Source organism: Chryseobacterium jejuense (assembly GCF_017877355.1).
Lineage (GTDB): Bacteria > Bacteroidota > Bacteroidia > Flavobacteriales > Weeksellaceae > Chryseobacterium > Chryseobacterium jejuense_A.
The window spans coordinates 1-16350 of record NZ_JAGIPR010000005.1 but is presented as its reverse complement, the minus strand read 5'-3'; the positions used below and the strand labels follow the sequence as shown (position 1 = coordinate 16350).

Annotated in this window: 14 protein-coding genes; 5 read left to right on the top strand and 9 right to left on the bottom strand. The window is 35.4% G+C overall.

Features of this window, described 5'->3' with window-relative positions:
* Nucleotides 1-39: 39 nt before the first annotated feature.
* From J2772_RS11285 to J2772_RS11250, 8 genes are all read right to left on the bottom strand, one after another.
* Entirely contained in the window at nt 40-2478 is a 2439-nt protein-coding gene (locus J2772_RS11285; RefSeq protein ID WP_209916665.1) for a TonB-dependent receptor plug domain-containing protein, read from the bottom strand.
* A 162-nt stretch (nt 2479-2640) separates the two neighbouring features.
* Entirely contained in the window at nt 2641-3798 is a 1158-nt protein-coding gene (locus J2772_RS11280; protein ID WP_209916663.1) for a pyridoxal phosphate-dependent aminotransferase, read from the bottom strand.
* Between the two features lie 3 nt (nt 3799-3801).
* The gene (locus J2772_RS11275) at nt 3802-4878 is read right to left on the bottom strand and encodes an FAD-dependent monooxygenase (RefSeq protein WP_209916660.1); all 1077 of its coding nucleotides are present in this window, start codon (nt 4876-4878) and stop codon (nt 3802-3804) included.
* A 248-nt stretch (nt 4879-5126) separates the two neighbouring features.
* Complete coding sequence (locus J2772_RS11270) at nt 5127-6503, bottom strand: tryptophanase (RefSeq protein WP_209916658.1); 1377 nt, start codon at nt 6501-6503, stop codon at nt 5127-5129.
* A gap of 90 nt (nt 6504-6593) precedes the next feature.
* Nucleotides 6594-7211 (bottom strand): DUF502 domain-containing protein, encoded by a 618-nt coding sequence (locus J2772_RS11265; RefSeq protein ID WP_045492390.1) that lies wholly within the window; start codon nt 7209-7211, stop codon nt 6594-6596.
* 24 nt (nt 7212-7235) lie between these two features.
* Nucleotides 7236-7814, bottom strand: a complete 579-nt coding sequence (locus tag J2772_RS11260; RefSeq protein ID WP_209916656.1) for a tRNA-(ms[2]io[6]A)-hydroxylase — start codon at nt 7812-7814, stop codon at nt 7236-7238.
* A gap of 168 nt (nt 7815-7982) precedes the next feature.
* The gene (locus J2772_RS11255) at nt 7983-9077 is read right to left on the bottom strand and encodes an acyltransferase family protein (RefSeq protein ID WP_209916654.1); all 1095 of its coding nucleotides are present in this window, start codon (nt 9075-9077) and stop codon (nt 7983-7985) included.
* Between the two features lie 118 nt (nt 9078-9195).
* Nucleotides 9196-10083, bottom strand: coding sequence for a metalloprotease (locus J2772_RS11250; RefSeq protein WP_209916652.1), 888 nt, complete (start codon nt 10081-10083; stop codon nt 9196-9198).
* 183 nt (nt 10084-10266) lie between these two features.
* On the opposite strand from J2772_RS11250, the gene rplU reads away from it, so the two are divergent.
* From rplU to J2772_RS24415, 5 genes are all read left to right on the top strand, one after another.
* Nucleotides 10267-10842, top strand: coding sequence for a 50S ribosomal protein L21 (rplU, locus tag J2772_RS11245; RefSeq protein WP_073299989.1), 576 nt, complete (start codon nt 10267-10269; stop codon nt 10840-10842).
* Between the two features lie 12 nt (nt 10843-10854).
* Complete coding sequence (gene rpmA, locus J2772_RS11240) at nt 10855-11112, top strand: 50S ribosomal protein L27 (protein WP_027372929.1); 258 nt, start codon at nt 10855-10857, stop codon at nt 11110-11112.
* A gap of 197 nt (nt 11113-11309) precedes the next feature.
* Complete coding sequence (locus tag J2772_RS11235; protein ID WP_167356193.1) at nt 11310-11474, top strand: bacteriocin-like protein; 165 nt, start codon at nt 11310-11312, stop codon at nt 11472-11474.
* Between the two features lie 539 nt (nt 11475-12013).
* Nucleotides 12014-12238, top strand: coding sequence for a bacteriocin-like protein (locus J2772_RS24420; RefSeq protein ID WP_410494427.1), 225 nt, complete (start codon nt 12014-12016; stop codon nt 12236-12238).
* A gap of 25 nt (nt 12239-12263) precedes the next feature.
* Nucleotides 12264-12431, top strand: a complete 168-nt coding sequence (locus J2772_RS24415) for a bacteriocin-like protein (protein WP_410494426.1) — start codon at nt 12264-12266, stop codon at nt 12429-12431.
* A gap of 62 nt (nt 12432-12493) precedes the next feature.
* On the opposite strand, the gene J2772_RS11230 is transcribed toward J2772_RS24415, so the two are convergent.
* A complete protein-coding gene (locus J2772_RS11230; RefSeq protein ID WP_245365209.1) occupies nt 12494-15028 on the bottom strand; it encodes a DUF5686 family protein in 2535 nt (844 codons plus the stop codon).
* Between the last annotated feature and the right edge of the window lie 1322 nt (nt 15029-16350).

Genomic DNA, 16350 nt, shown 5'->3' with positions numbered 1-16350 from the left:
TAGAAACTTCCAGTCTCCCTCTTCCGGCTTCCAATCTTATCAAAACTTAAAATTAAGTCTGGCAAAAACCTGTCTTCCTGCAAACCCCATCTGCACCGGGTCAAAAATTCCACCAGCTTCTGTATTTCCTTCACTTACGTGTGCGCTTTGCAAGCTTGGGTATCTGTTAAAGACATTTTTGCTTCCCAAAGTAAAGTTGAGGTTATTTGAAATCTCATATCCAAAAGAGATATCAGTGGTTACTTTAGGATTGTAAACCTGTTCTGCATCATCATATCCAATTAATGTAACCTTATCAAACCTTACCAGCTGAAGATTTGCATTGAACTTACTGATCTTATAGTTGAGGTTGAGGTTAATTTTTGTTTTAGGAGCAGAAGCCAGAATAAAAGCTCTTTCTCTGGCACTTAAGTAAACATCTTCTTTACCTTGTAATTTGGGTGAAGTATTGACTTTGGTAATTTCCATGTCATTATAGTTTCCTGCCAATGTTGCCGTTAATTTTCCTGAACCTAAACTTTCGCTATAACTCAGGATAATATCAATCCCTTTAGTTCGGGTATCAATAGCATTGGAAAAGAATTGTGCCTGATCAATATATGGATAATCAGCTTGCACATCTGTAGGTAAATCATCTCTTGAGAAATTCCCTGTCAGAACAATTCTATTTTTTACACTGATATAATAACCATCAATAGTTGCTGTAAATTTACCCGTATTAAAAGTAAATCCGGCACTTCCGTTTACAGAGGTTTCCTGTTTCAATTGTTCAATACCTAACCTGTTGGCGAGATCACTGTCATTAGAAGCCAGTTGAATAGTAACCAATTTGCCATTTTGGAAATTAGTGAACTGCTGACTGTAATACTTCTGAGCAAGAGATGGAGCTCTGAATCCAGTAGAGACAGATCCTCGAAAGGCGAATTGTGGGGTAATGGCATAGCGGGTCGCGAACTTACCATTTAATGTGCTTCCGAAATCATTGTAATTCTCAAATCTTCCGGCTATACTTATCATCCAGTTTTTAGTTATATCAAGTTCCGTATCTAGATAAGCGGCAAAATTATTTCTGTTTTTACCGATGTCTGTAGAGTAACCAGGAAATCCCTGTGAACCTCCCGGTCTTATGTTGTCGTCCGGATCAGCGAGAGGATTGGTAACCAATAAATTGTCAGGAGTATTAGGCGTTACAGGATTTCCATTGATATCATACATGGTATAGGAAGATTCTTCTCCTTTAATGATATTGAATTTTTCATATCTGAATTCGGATCCGAAGGCAATATTTAACCCTTCAAGTACCTTAAACTGTCTTACTGCATTAAAACCTGTTGTATTTTGTAATAATGAATGTCCTCCAGCATAAAATTGAGTCGGAGATTTAGGACCTAAAGTTGCGTTGACCGTATTGGTAATATCATAAGTGAATCTATTGTTTCCAAAGGCATTATAAAAATCTACATCCCAATTAGCTACTTTGAATTTTAAACCATTATCAAAGGTAAAATCACTAATACTGGTATCTTCAATAGGATCAAAGCCCATTGGGTAGATTTCAGGGATATTGCCGTTGGCCTCAGGAGTTCTCGTCCAGGCATAGGCCTTGGTATTTCTGTGTGAAAAGCCCTGACGGGAATAAAACTTCAGTCCATCTGTTAATGGAAGTTCAATATTTCCGAAGAAATAAACATTTTGAGCTTTTGCATCTCCGAAACGTTGTCTAGGAGCATTATAAATGTCAGGGTTAGCATTTCTGATTGCATAATCTTTGTTGATGAATTCTGCCGTGAAATTTCCGAAACCTCCTTTGTTACCAATTTTTGTTCCCAGGTTTCCACTGAAATCAAAAGTAATTCCATCTACTTTATGATCGGAAACCACATCTTTATTTCCAGGACTTTTAAAAAGATTCATTCCATAGAAGGCATTTCCTTCAAAACCTTTATCCCGATCATTAAGGATAACATTGATAACTCCGGCAATAGCATCCGAACCATATTGAGCCGAAGCCCCGTCACGAAGAACTTCTACCCGTTTAATCGCTCCAATAGGGATCGTATTCATGTCATATCCTGTATTACCCCTTCCTTTGGTTCCGAAAAGATTAATCAATGAAGATTGATGGTATCTTTTCCCATTAAGGAGCAAAAGAGTCTGATCCGGGCCGAGTCCTCTTAATGTAGCCGGGTCTACTGCATCAGCACCATCTGATCCTGATTGTTTGTTAGAGTTAAAGGATGGTGCAGAAAACTGTAAAAGCTGGTTCACTTCTACCTGACCCGTAGATTGGCTTACCTGTTTGATATCTATAACATCAATAGGAACAGGAGTATTGATGACGGTTCTTTTTTTGTTCCGACTCCCGGTAATAGCTACTTCGTCTATTTTTGATTCTTTTGTCAGCGTATCTTTTACCTGTTGAGCGTAAGATAGAGAAGATGCCGTAAGAAAAATGATGCTTATGTATTTTATCTTCATATTGATAATTTTGAGTGATGGTTAACTCAAAATTATCAATATTTATTTTTAAATCAATACTTAAATTAATTATTTGTTATGAATGTCTTAATTTAATTATGTTTATCTTAAATGAAAGTAAAATAATAGTTAAAATACTTAATTTAACGAAAATTTTTAATATTAAAAGCTGGTAATGATTCGGTTAAGCCCTTCTTCCAGAATTTCCTTAGAAGTAGAGAAACATATTCTGATATGTCCTTCAGCTCCTTTTCCAAACCATCTTTCTGATCCGGGAACAATGGCTACTTTTCCATGTTGCAGAACATGCTGGGCAAACTGGTCGCTGGACATACCGTTTTCAATTTTCGGAAATAATACAAAAGTAGCTTCAGGAAGATTGGGCGTTACAAGTCCTGATCCGTTCAGAATTTGGAAAGCTAAATCTCTGTTTTGTTGTAAGTGATTTAAAAACTCTTTGTACCAAGGTTTAGCCCTTTCCAATGCAACACTCCCGGCAATTTGTGATAGGGTAGAAACTCCTTCTATGGTAGAATTGAAATTAGATTTCTCAGTAAAATCTTCCAAAATTTCCTGATCATTACATAGAACAGCTCCAATTCTCAATCCTGCAATTCCAAATGACTTCGAAAATCCATAAACTGTGAAACTTTTTCTTTTGGCTTCTTCAGAAACTGATGAATAGGTATAAAAATCCCCGTTGTCATAAATAATATCACTCCAGATTTCATCACTCATTACCCATAAATCATGAGCTGCAGCAATTTCTGAAACCTTTTTCAAAACTTCTTTGGAATATACTCTACCAAGCGGATTATGTGGATTACAAATACAGATAAGTTTTGTATTGGAACTGATTAAGGAACTCAGTTTTTCAAAATCAATTTCTCCGGTTTGGGTATTTACAGGACAAAGTTTTACGGTTCCACCAGCAGTTTCTACAGATTTTTTAAATAAGAAATCTACAGGATCCAGAATGATAGCTTCATCACCGGGTTTTAAAACATATTTGGCGATCAGGAACATCCCTTGTGCGGCACTGTTGACTGCCAATACATTTTCAGGAGAGAAATTTCCATGCTTTTCCTGGTTAAAATGCTCTGCAAGACTTTTCTTGAACTCAGGAATTCCTGAGAATGGGCCATAGCTCAGATAGCCATCCTTTATGTATTCAATGATGCCCTGTTCTATTTCGGCAGCTGTTCTAAAGTCTGGGTCAGCGGCTGTTAAAGGGATTATTCCGTCTTCCAGAGTTGCCCATCTTCCGTTATAGGCTTTTCTTTTTAAGGCCTCAAAGTTGATATCGTTATTGGTAAACATTTTTTATTTATATGATATGGGTAAAATATTGTCTGTCTGTTGGTCCGTCGGGAGAAGAAACTGGTTCAATAATATTCTTCCATTATTGATATGGGTTTCTATTTCAGGCTTTCTTTCTGCTTCATATTTACGAAAAGCTTCTGTAATAGAGCGTTCTTCAACTAAATATTTAGTCAGTATGTGAGAGTCTTTCAGTGCTGAGGTGACTCCCTGACTTGTAAAAGGAATAAGCGGATGCGCTGCATCGCCTATGAATACAATGTTATCTTTATAAAAAGAGTTGAGTTCCACCAGTTCATAAACGCACCATAAATGCACATTTTTGTAACTCGATTTTTGGATAATTGAAGAAACTAAAGGATCCCAGTCCGCAAAAACTTCGAGCATATATTTCTTCAGATTATCTGGGCAGAACTCATTGATCTTATATTTTTCATTGTCAAACTGAGAATACCAAAGAATAGTATCATGAGACAGTTTAAGAATCCCAAAAGTAAGCCCACCCTGATCGTGATGAAATTTCATGAAATCATTTTCTATAGAAGCAGCTATTTCTTCATCTTGAATGATATTGACTACTTCATTTTCCCGTACTTGTCTCATTTTTTCATCCTTGAAGAGACATCTTCTGATACGGCTTTTAGAACCATCTGAAACAATAGCGATGTCTGCATCTATATAACTTCCGTCAGAATGTTTCAGTTTTCCTTTTTCTGTATCAGAGGGAATTACGGTGGCATTATATGTTATTTTTTCAGGGGAGATATTTCCGGATAAAAGATGAATGAGTGACTGTCTGGAAATGGCAAAAACATTCTTGAGTTCCTTTTCGGCAAGTTTTTTTCCGTTATGGGAATATTGTACATATTTTTTCAGAAAGCTTCCATGTTCAAAAAGTACTGCAGGATCTATAATCTGGTTAAGATATTCAATGCCTTCCTGTGGAATAAGAAAACCATGGCCGGCCAAATCTTCTTTTTTTCTTCTTTCGTAAATGTGATAATCAATTTTGTGTTTTTCGAGGTGATTCGCCATGCTTAAGCCGGAAATACCAGCGCCCACGACAACAATTTTGTTCATGTTCGGAATAATGGTTTTTTCAGGTTGGTGTTTAAATACTTTTCGGTCTGTTTTTTATGGGTACAAAAGTAAATTAAAATCATTCATTATTTTTAAAAAATAAATTAATTTGATTCTTGTTTTTTGAAAAATAAGATGAAAAGCATAAGGAATACATGAAGATAAAGGTAAGATTTTGAAGAGGATATTAACCACATGAATAAAAAGTATAAAAAAACCGGAAATGAATTCCGGTTTTATTTTTATTCTTATGCTTTTTCAAGCTGAACTGTAAAATGCCTTAATATTTCCGGCTCCCAGGTGATTTTATATCCTTTTGCGATTTCTTCACGTCTTTCATATACATTTTTTATCGCAGCAGCAATATAATCCATATGATTGTTGGTATAGGTTCTTCTAGGGATGGCAAGGCGTACCAGTTCCAGTTTCGGATAACGGTTTTGTCTTGTCTCAGGATCTCTGTCGGCCAGTAAAGTTCCGATTTCTACAGTTCTGATTCCTGCTTCCTTATAGATTTCAAGACCTAAAGTTTGTGCCGGATATTCTTCGCGGGAAACATTAGGAAGGAAACTTAAAGAATCAATGAAAACTGCGTGCCCTCCGATTGGTTTCTGTACTGGGATTCCATACTCAATGAGCTTGTTTCCAAGATATTCTACCTGAGAAATTCTGCTTTCCAGATAAGCAAATTCTGTAGCTTCATCAAGACCTACCGCCAAAGCAGCCATATCTCTTCCTGCCATTCCTCCATAAGTAATAAATCCTTCATAGATGATTGTAAAATTAGATGCTTTTCTGAAAACTTCCTCGCTGTTTAAAGCGATAAATCCACCAATATTTACTAATCCATCTTTTTTAGAACTCATCGTCATCCCGTCTCCGTAAGAGAAAATTTCTTTGCAGATCTCTTTGATGCTTCTGTTTTCCTGGCCCTGCTCTCTTTTCTTAATGAAGTAAGCGTTCTCCGCAAACCTTGCAGAATCAAAGAATACAGGGATTCCATATTGATCGGAAAGGCCTTTTACAGCTTTCATATTTTCCAGAGAAACAGGCTGTCCTCCTGAAGAATTGCAGGTAATGGTAATCAGACAGAAAGGAATATTTTCCTTAGGATGGCTTTTATAAATCTCTTCCAGTTTTTCAAGGTTGATGTTTCCTTTGAAAGGGTGGGTATTGTTAATATCAAAAGCTTCGTCAATGGTACAGTCAATAGCATGGGCCTTTCTGAACTCAATGTGTCCTTTTGTAGTGTCAAAATGTGAGTTTCCCGGAACTATATTTCCTTCTTTCACCAATACAGAGAAAAGTACATTTTCGGCAGCTCTTCCCTGGTGAGTAGGTAATAGATATTTGAATCCGGTAATTTTTTCAACACTGTTCTGAAGTTGTTCAAAAGAACGGGAACCTGCATAGCTCTCGTCTCCGGTCATCAATGCCCCCCATTGCCTGTCAGACATTGCTCCGGTTCCGGAATCAGTTAAAAGATCAATAAAAACTTGTGAAGATTTTAAGTTGAAGAGATTATAATTAGCTTCTTTAAGCCATTGTTCTCTTTCAGCTCTTGTGGATTGGCGGATTTCTTCCACCATTTTAATGCGGAAAGGCTCCGCGTACGGTAAATTCATGGGTTGGTATGTTTTTAAATTGTTTGTAAAAGAAAATTTGTTTGAAAATTATTTTCAAATTCATCAATGTACATGTAAAGTGAAGGTGGATTATTCCGGTGCTTTAAATATATTTTCATCAGAATGAAATCCGGCTACACCGCCGCTCACGGCAAACTTCATCGCAGAAGCAGCAGTCATCCCCACTACAGGTTTGATATTTTTTTCTTCAGTAACAATTACCCAGCCCGAAATTGCATAGGAATGAGGTAAATATACCGCAACGTAATTATGCTTGTCAACATCCGACATTTCTTTTTGGGTTAAAAAACCGATTCTCCAGATCTCCGGATTTTCGTTGGTCTTTACCCATACAGGATCGTTGAATTTTTTCTTGTCGCCTACAAATGAGGACATAACGTCCTTTGTAGGAGTATAAATATGTTTTACTCCAGGTGTTTTTTCCAGTAAGCTATCCATAGTGTCGAAAAAGAATCTTCCCACTACAAATTTATTTCCCAGATAGCCTAAAATAGCAGTAAGTAATATGATTGAAACGAAAACAAGCCCTGGAACCTGTTTGGCAAGAGAAGGAACAAGATTGTCTATTGCACTTACAATATACCAGATTACAAAAATCGTCAGTCCTATTGGCCCAATAATAACCAGCCCCTGAAAAAAGTTTTTCAGGAATAGATTAGCAATACTTTCAAAGCTTGGTTTCTTCAACGTTTCTTCTTTACTATTTATATTTTAACCGTGGATGGTTTCTTTATTTCCATAAGATTTAATAATACGGGCTTCATACTCTAGCCATGCATCCCATCGTTCATTTACTTTTTCAGGATCTCCAAGCTGTCTTGCAAATCCAATGAAGGTTGTATAATGGTTAGCTTCAGAAATCATAAGTTCTTTGTAGAAGACTTTAAGCTCTTCATCTTTGATATTTTCAGTAAGAACCTTGAATCTTTCACAACTTCTGGCTTCAATCATCGCAGCAAAAAGCATTTTGTCTACAATAAGATCCTCTCTGCTTCCTTGGATGATAAATTTTGCCAACTCATTTACATAATCATCTTTTCTGGCTCTTCCAAACTTGTAGCCTCTTTTTTTAATAATCTCATGAACCTGGTTGAAATGATCCAGTTCTTCCTGAGCAATGGCAAGAAGCTCTGTAACAATCTCCGGATATTCAGGAAGCATTGTGATCAGTCCGATTGCGTTGGTAGCTGCTTTTTGTTCACACCAGGCATGGTCTGTTAAAATTTCTTCGATGTTTCCTTCTGCAATGTTTGCCCACCTTGGATCGGTTGGGAGTTTCAACTTAAACATGTTGTAAAATTTTTGTAAATTTAAAACAAATTAGACATATTTGGTGCTTCTGATAAGATAGAATTTATTTTCTGTTGAGTTTTATTTAATGAGGAGCATGTTTTGTATAGTATTTATAAATGCTGGAGTTCTTATAATGGAGCCTTCAGAATGCATTAAATGAGAAAATCAGTTCTTAATAGCTGTTTTTCTTCTTAAAAACTCAAGGATATTCCATCCGAGTGCATCTACTTTTTTCAATCCTGCAGAAATAACAAATGCTAAGGCAATATTAATGACGTAAATGATAATCATCAAAAGCCACCACGGCATATTTTCCTTTAGAAGAACTACCAGAAAATAAACTAAGGATGAGCTTATTCCTTGTGCAAAATAGAAGAAAATGGCATTTTTACCAATATAAGTAATGATGTTTTCCTTGGTTACTTTTAATCGGTTGTAAAGAACAAATAAGGTAACCAATGAGAATTGTACCCAAATGATATAAGCAATCTGGGGCGGGAATTTATTCTTATTGATTTTATAGAAAATTTCATTTCCGTAATACCAGAACATCCATGCTAAAGCTACACCTACAAGCATATATAGAATAGGAATAAGCTTCGTAGGAATCTTTTTTCCACGCATTCTGTTTCCAATTAAGAATACTCCCATATAAAAGGCAACATAACCCACTTGTCCTGTTGGATAATATTCTGGGAAAATATTGAATAGCAAGGTTAGGCCAATACAAAGTCCAATGAACCAATTGATGTGTCTAGGGAAAAATCTTAAGATTAATACACCCAGAACGGTAAGAATGTAATAGACTTTCAGATACCAGAAGCTTCCCATAACAACTGGAAAAGTATCAGCATTGGTGTATTGATGAAGGTACCAGTTGCCTAAATTTTGCCATTGAGGCATCGTTGAAATACTGGTTGTGGAATATTTTGATCCAAATGTTGAATAAAAGCTCTGTAGCCATTCTAAAGACAAGAAAGAGAGGCCAACTACTTTAAAGAAATAATCCAGAAAGAACAGAAAGGTTACAAAGATCATATAAGTGATCTGTAGTTTCAGTAATCTATAAAAAGTTTTCTCAATATTTGTTCCTGAAGTAATTCCGCTCAATGCATAAAATAATGCAACATCAAAAACAAGGGAAAAGACCCTTACTTCTGCAGGAATATAAAACTGGCCCGACCAGAAAGCTGTATGGATGAAGATAATGGATAGGGTAGCCAGTCCTTTGGCGAAGTCAATGTAGAGGTCTCTGTTCATTAGTATTGGATATGGTGTCAAAAGTAAATAAACTTCTGTTATTTTTCAAAACAAATAAAAAGAGGCAGAACCCAATTGTCCGCCTCCTTTCTTAAATATGCTAAAAATGAATGTTTCTTTATTGAAGATGTTTAAATTCTTCCGCTGAAATTTCTCCGGACTGAATTTTTCTTAATTCATCTATATATTGGCTCATGTAAGCGTCAATTTCTGGGTTTACAGTATTTTTAGCCATTTTATAAGTTCCGTTAAGAACTCCCTGATAATAATAGAAGAAGTTATAGTCGAAGTTGGAAGCATTAAGGTCATACTGTCCTAAGAGGAACCCTAAACGAACGGCTGATCTTCTTTGTGCAGGAGTTCCGTGGTGTCCGGGATCTGATGTTTGATAATCTCCAATGCTTTGTGCAAACTCGTAAGCTGCAGCAATTTCAGAGAAATTAGTTTTGTTATAACCATTTGGTCTTCTTAAATAATATCCTGCGAAACCATCTGCTTCAAGTTCATTAGGTCTTGCTGTGTTTTCGTTTACGGAAGGAAGTCCAAAAATATACTGTAACTGATGTCCATACTCATGAGCAAGGATCATTGCATTTACAATATCTCCGCCTTTGGCCTTTGCATCATAATAGATGGCGTATCCATAATAGATTTTTCCTGTAGAGTAAGAGATGGCATTGTACGTTGAATTGAAATTGGAAGGATCATTCACAAATCTCAGAGTAGGATTGCTTCTTCCCCATAAACTTGCAATTTTAGTCATTTGGGAATTCATAAAATTGGTGTCTGTAGAATTCTGAAGTCCGGTCACCAAAACAGAAGACGAGCTCCAGTTGTTGTCTACATAAGAACAGTTTTTTTCAACAGCTCCGGGTTGTTCAATTTTCGCACTAAGGCTTTCCTGTTGAGGAAGAACGGTTTCTTCCATTTTGTCATCACTACATGCTGTCAGGAATGTTGCAGCAATGGTGCCTGCCAGTAAGCAGAGGTTAAAGTTTCTTTTCATATAATTATTTAGTTGGTGAAACGAAGTTAAGAAATTATCTTTTATGTATGAGCACTTTAGTATTAAAAATTATTCAAAACATAGTGAATATATTTTTTCAATAAAAAACATTGCTTTGATTGTAAGGTGTTTAGAATTTTATTTGTATATTTGCACCTCGAAATAACTAAAAATTTATAAACAATGTTTGCAATTGTAGAAATAGCAGGGCTTCAATACAAAGTTGAGCAAGACCAAAAGTTGTTTGTGAACCGTTTAAAAGGAGATAAAGGAGGGAAAGTTTCTTTCGATAAAGTTCTTCTTACTGTAAACGGAGCAATCACTGTAGGCGCCCCAGCTGTAAGCGGAATCACTGTGGAAGCAGAGATTCTTGACCACGTAAAAGCTGATAAAGTAATCGTTTTCAAAAAGAAAAGAAGAAAAGGTTACAAAGTTAAAAACGGTCACAGACAATCTTTAACTCAAATCGTAATCACTGGTATTACAGGATTTGAAGCAGGAGCTAAAAAAGCTGCTAAAAAAGAAACTGTAAAGTCTGAAGTTCTTTCTGACAACGCAACTGTTAACTTTAGTGAAGATCACGAGTTGAACTATCACCTAAAGAAAAACAACTTGTCTCAGTCTAAAGAGAACAGAGAAACTTTAATTACTTTAGGTAAAGCAGTTAAAGTTGAATTAGAGAAAAATATTCTTACTCATGAAGAAGTAGATGCTGCTATCATTAAGAATATCGATCAATTTAAAGCACTTAACAAATAATCCAGTAATAAAATGGCACACAAGAAAGGAGTCGGTAGTTCCAAGAACGGTAGAGAGTCTCACTCTAAGAGATTAGGTGTGAAGATTTTCGGAGGACAAGCAGCTATTGCCGGAAATATTATTGTTAGACAAAGAGGTACTCAGCACCACCCAGGTGATAACGTGGGAATCGGTAAAGATCACACTTTGTTTGCATTAGTAGATGGTAAAGTAGTTTTCAGAAAGAAAGCAAATAACAGATCTTTCGTATCTGTAGAGCCAAACGCATAATTAAAAGCGTTTTATAAAAATTAAAGCCTCAGCATTTTTTGCTGAGGCTTTTTTTGTTTTTTCTTTCTAAAAATTAAATTTATTATAAATATTCTTTCTGTAGTGAAATATTTATATATTTGCTATCTATCAAATAACAAATCAGTTGCGGAAGCCGAAAAGCACATAGAGTAGGCAACACATTAAAACTAAATAATATGAAAAATTCAAAAAAATTAACGAAAAAACAGTTGAAAACAATTGCTGGAGGTGAGAGATGTCCGATTCCTGCTTCATGGTGCAGTGAGTGGTGTGGATGGTCGGCTTGGCAAAAAGCTCATTGTGCTAATGCTGTTATTGATGAAATGCCATGTAATTGCTAATCTGAACTTATTTAATTAGTCAGTAAATTAGCATAGAATCAATGAAAAATTTAAAAAGACTTACCAAAAGAAGTTTGAAAAATAATAACGGTGGCGGAATATACTGTCCCCCCGTCACAGATACATGTGAATATTGGTGTGGATGGACTCCGTGGCAAAAATCACATTGTCTGCTTGGAGAGTCGTGTGCGCCTTACTAACCTATGTAGATGAAATGAAAATTAGAAAACTGCAGTTTCTTTGAAGCTGTGGTTTTTTGCTTTAATATTATGGTGATTATATACAATTTTACCATAATCTTGTTATCTTATTATTATGACCCTGTCCTTCGTCAGAAGGACAATGGTGTAAAATTATATATAGTCACCAATATTATTTAGTGCTGGGTATTTCAACGTATGATCTTCTTATGTTGATTTTAATATATGAATTTTGAAGGCAAAAGAGTTTTTCTGTATCTGATTCTTTACAAAAGTAAACTTTATAAATTATCCTTAATTGGTGAGATATTTATATATTTGATAACAATCAAATAATAAATGAATTGCGGAAGCCGAAAAGCATATAGAGTAGGCAACAAATTAAAACTAAACAATATGAAAAATCTGAAAAAATTAACCAAGATGAGTTTGAAAACAATTAATGGCGGTGGGGATGTGCTATGTCCTGCAAGGCCAATCAGATCATGTGATTTATGGTGTGGTTTAACTCCATTGCAAAAAATGCGTTGCCTTCTTGATGTAGAAGAGGAGTGCATGTGCTAAACTGTAATTGTTAAAATAAAAGAGTATGAAAAATCTTAAGAAAATCACTAAAAATGAGTTGAAATCAATTGGAGGTGGAAATGATTATATATGTCCGGACTTCATGATAACAACTTGTGCACAATGGTGTCGACTGAGTTCGTGGCAACAGCAATATTGTTTGAATACTTTAGAAGAGTCTTGTAATTGCTGATAATAAGGCTTAAAATAAGATCCGGCGGTTTCGAAGAAGCCGCCGGATTGTTATCGTATATTTTAAAATCCTACCTGGAAACCAGCTTTAACGCCGAATTTTGAAATGTCAGGCCTGTCAAGATAATTACCTCTCCAGTTGAAGTCTACCCTGAAAATTCTTAGGTTTCCAATTCCTATATTTTCAATACCAAACCCATATTCAAAATAAATATGCTCATTTGGGGCTGAATATTTGAATCCCTCTACATTAATTGCTTTAGAGGCATCACTTAAAGTACCATACGCTCCTCTGATAAAAGCCACTTCTCTAAGTTTTAGCTTTTTGATCAAAGGAATATAAGAAAGAATCTTTCCATTAAAATGATGTTCCAAATGAAGAGTTGTATAAGCGTCTGCAACAAATTCATAATAATTAAGCTGTGAAAATGTATTAGGTGCCAAGCCGTAAGAAAGGTTAGCAGGAATAATATTCTGTAAAGCCAATGGAACTGTATTGAAATTTTTCCCTGCTTCAAAATTCACAATCGTTTTTCCTAATGTTCCGATCAAAAATGGTTTGTAGAACATAAACTGAAGCTTATTATAGTTGAAGTCAGCATTGAATAATCCTTCAATACCTCTGGTATATCTTAAAACAATAGTAGGCGCAAGGTTTTTTGCCTGATATCTGTCAATTCCCGTTTGAGAAAATCTTGCTCCGGGCTTTGCAATTAAGCTAATGGTAACATGAGAATCATTTACCGTTTTTCTTAGTTGTCCATCAGGTTGATAGTACATCAGGTTGAACTTCTCCGGAATCGCAGACTTAATACTTTGCATCACTCCGTCAACCCTTATCTGGACGTTTTTCCATGGCTCAATAGCGGCAAAAACACTCGTTTGGTTTACAGAACTTAAAGAAATATTCTCTCCTCTCGCAAAAAATGTACTGGAAGATAAAGAACGGGATGCTACTCCGTCACCGGATGTAAGCTGTCCACCAAGCTGAACTATGTCTCTGCTGGTTCCGGCTCCAATCATAAATCGGTTAAGTCTGTTGAACATATATCTTGCTTCAGCACCATATTTTACCTGCTGATCTTTAAATCCGTAAGCAGTGTAGAACTGAACTCTCCAAGGGTCATTCAATCCAAAATACGATCTTGCTCCAATTCTTATTCTGTCTCCTTCCACCTCATTTCTTCCATAAACTGAAAAGATAGGACCAAAATCTACTCCTTTAAAAGCATTATAATAACGTGAACCAAGAGTTTCAAATAATTTCACCATACGGTTGAACTTTGGAGTCTGCTGTAGTTGATCTAACATTTTATATACTCCCTGTTCAGATTTGGATAAAGTATCTGGTCTTGCCTTTGTCCAATAAGCATCATCTTTATCGGTGAACTTATCCTCATATTCCTCTTCAGTACGTTTAAAAACTTTAGGATCTAAAGGAATATTAAATTCGTAATTAGAATAATCAACCGATTTTTTTGCAATAATGCTTTTAGACCCTTTCTTCTTGGAAAAAGGACTCATTTCAACTTCTGTAACCAATTTCTTGGGAAGAAATGTTGATTCATCCGGATTGTCGTATTCCAATTGAGTATAAACACTGTTGACGAAGTTAACATTGATTTTTTGTGTAGATCTTAAAGTAGCTCCCAAAACAGCATAGGAATCCGTATCTATATAAAGATTTCCCTGAAATGCCAGGACATCCTTACGTTTAGGTTGATATCTTATTTGAAAAGCTTTCTCCCCACGAATAGAAATGGTATCCACAAGGTTATAATCATAAGTCCCAAATCCATCTGTTCCGGCCGGACTTTGAAACCCAATATCAAAATAGTTTAAAGTATTATCATAAATATTAACATCCCTGTAAAGGTTCTTTGCAGAAACAGTAATGACCTGATTATCCTGAAAACCTGAAGTCTTTTGAGCAATTAAAGTTCTTTTACTGTCTTTATCCGGTTTGTTTTTACCATAATTTTCATACACCGCTTCATTTAAGAACACAGGAAGACCAAGTCTTCCACTGGCAGTAGAATCTGCATAATCAAAAATGAAATCCAGCTTATTGAAGATTTTCTTCTTCATGAAGGCGCTGTCTATATTGTTAAGGTCAAATTGAGTCTTTTCGTATTCCTTATACGAGTACGTATCAAATTTTTCAAGACCGTTATTCCTTTTTTGAGCCCATACTTTTTGCATAATTGCATAAGCAGGGTTTTCCTTCTTGTTTTTGTATTTAGGTTTCCCAGCCTGTATTACTACTTCCTGGATATTGCTCACTTTGGCCTGGGAAAGCTGAACAAAAATATTCTCAGCATTCTCCGGAGTAATATCAAGAGTTTCTGTGGTATAATTCTTTCTGATAAACCTTAGTCTCTGGATAATGCTATCAGACTGAACGCTGAAGCTTCCCGAGGTAGTGGTAAGAGAGGGGGCTTTATTATCATTGATAAAAATATCAACTTTGCTTACTTCCTTGTTGTTTTTGGCATCAACAATCTTTCCGCTGGCCCTGTTTTGAGCATAGGTAAAGCTGGTAATGGTCAGGAAAAAAAATAAAAAATAGTGTTTTTTGGAGTTCTTGTTTAACATCATTCGTTTCTTCAGGCAATTAGCACAAACAAAAAGTATGCAGTTTTTTAAAAAATATATAAAAAAATAAAATATTCTTCAGTTTCTATGTAAAACGGCAAATTTAACAAAAATAGTACTATGATTTGAGAAAAAATAAATACGATGTTTATTACCTTAGTAGATAAGGATCAATTAATTAATGACAACGTGAAAAGTCACTCTATTTATGACTTATATTTACTCAAATTCCCTTTTTTAACATAGAGTAAAATAAAAAGTATTTAACGACTCCACAAAAAAAATGAATTCTTTTAAATGTGAACTTATGTTTAAGTTTCCTTATTTACACCTTAATATATTATAATTATATAATGTGGGTAGCCTGTCTCTCCAACTTTATTTTTCACCTTTCTTACTTTTCAGCACTCAAACTCTCAAACTTCATTAGGAGCTTGATCCCGCTATCCACTCATACTCCTCGCGCCAAAGCTAAGGCTTACGCGTGCTGCGGGGTAACCGTTGCTATCGGGGCTAGGGTAGGGGACCATAATTATAAATGATGAGTAATGAGGAATAGAGAATAGGTGTCATTAATTAGTAATATTAACCATTATCCATAAGGAATGTCCTCCATCATTCCCATCCTTTGGAGGGGTGTCAAAAATTCAAAGAATTTTTGACGGGGTGGTTATCCAGTTATCTCCGGTTCTCTATGAAAACCCGTGCAAATCTGTGCGATCAGTGGGAAGATAAAAAACACTGATCTCTAACCATTTCTTATAATAGCCCCTTTGTAATAAGCATTATATCATTTGGTCTCTTTATTTCCCATTCTGTTTTGCAAAATCTTTGTCATCCAGTAAGGATGTAAAGAATGTTATTCCATTCATCAATTAAATACTTAAAATAACCAAATGCATTTTTCGTACTATATAATATATGTATACCTTCGATTGCCCATTACCCATATATTTTATATATATCCACGTCCTCACAAAACACCCACATTTCCCTCTTTCCCTGTATTCTGTATTCTCTATGCCAATCTCTCAAACAAATGTTTAAAATTTTTCATCCATGCTATCAGAGTATTAAGGAAGAATATTACGTGAATATGAAATTAAAGTTAATAAAGTTTGTTTTGCGTTGTAATAAGTTGTTATCTTTGCCCCACTGAAAAACGAAAGAGATTCGGTAAGCGCAGAAGGGCTTTTAGATAAGCATAAAGATTTATTCTACTAAAGAAAGGGACGAAAAAAAAAGCTTTTAATTTTATCAGATAAAATTTGTGAGTTAGAATAAAGTTCTTATCTTTGCAGTCCCAATTAAGGGAGCGCAGGAGT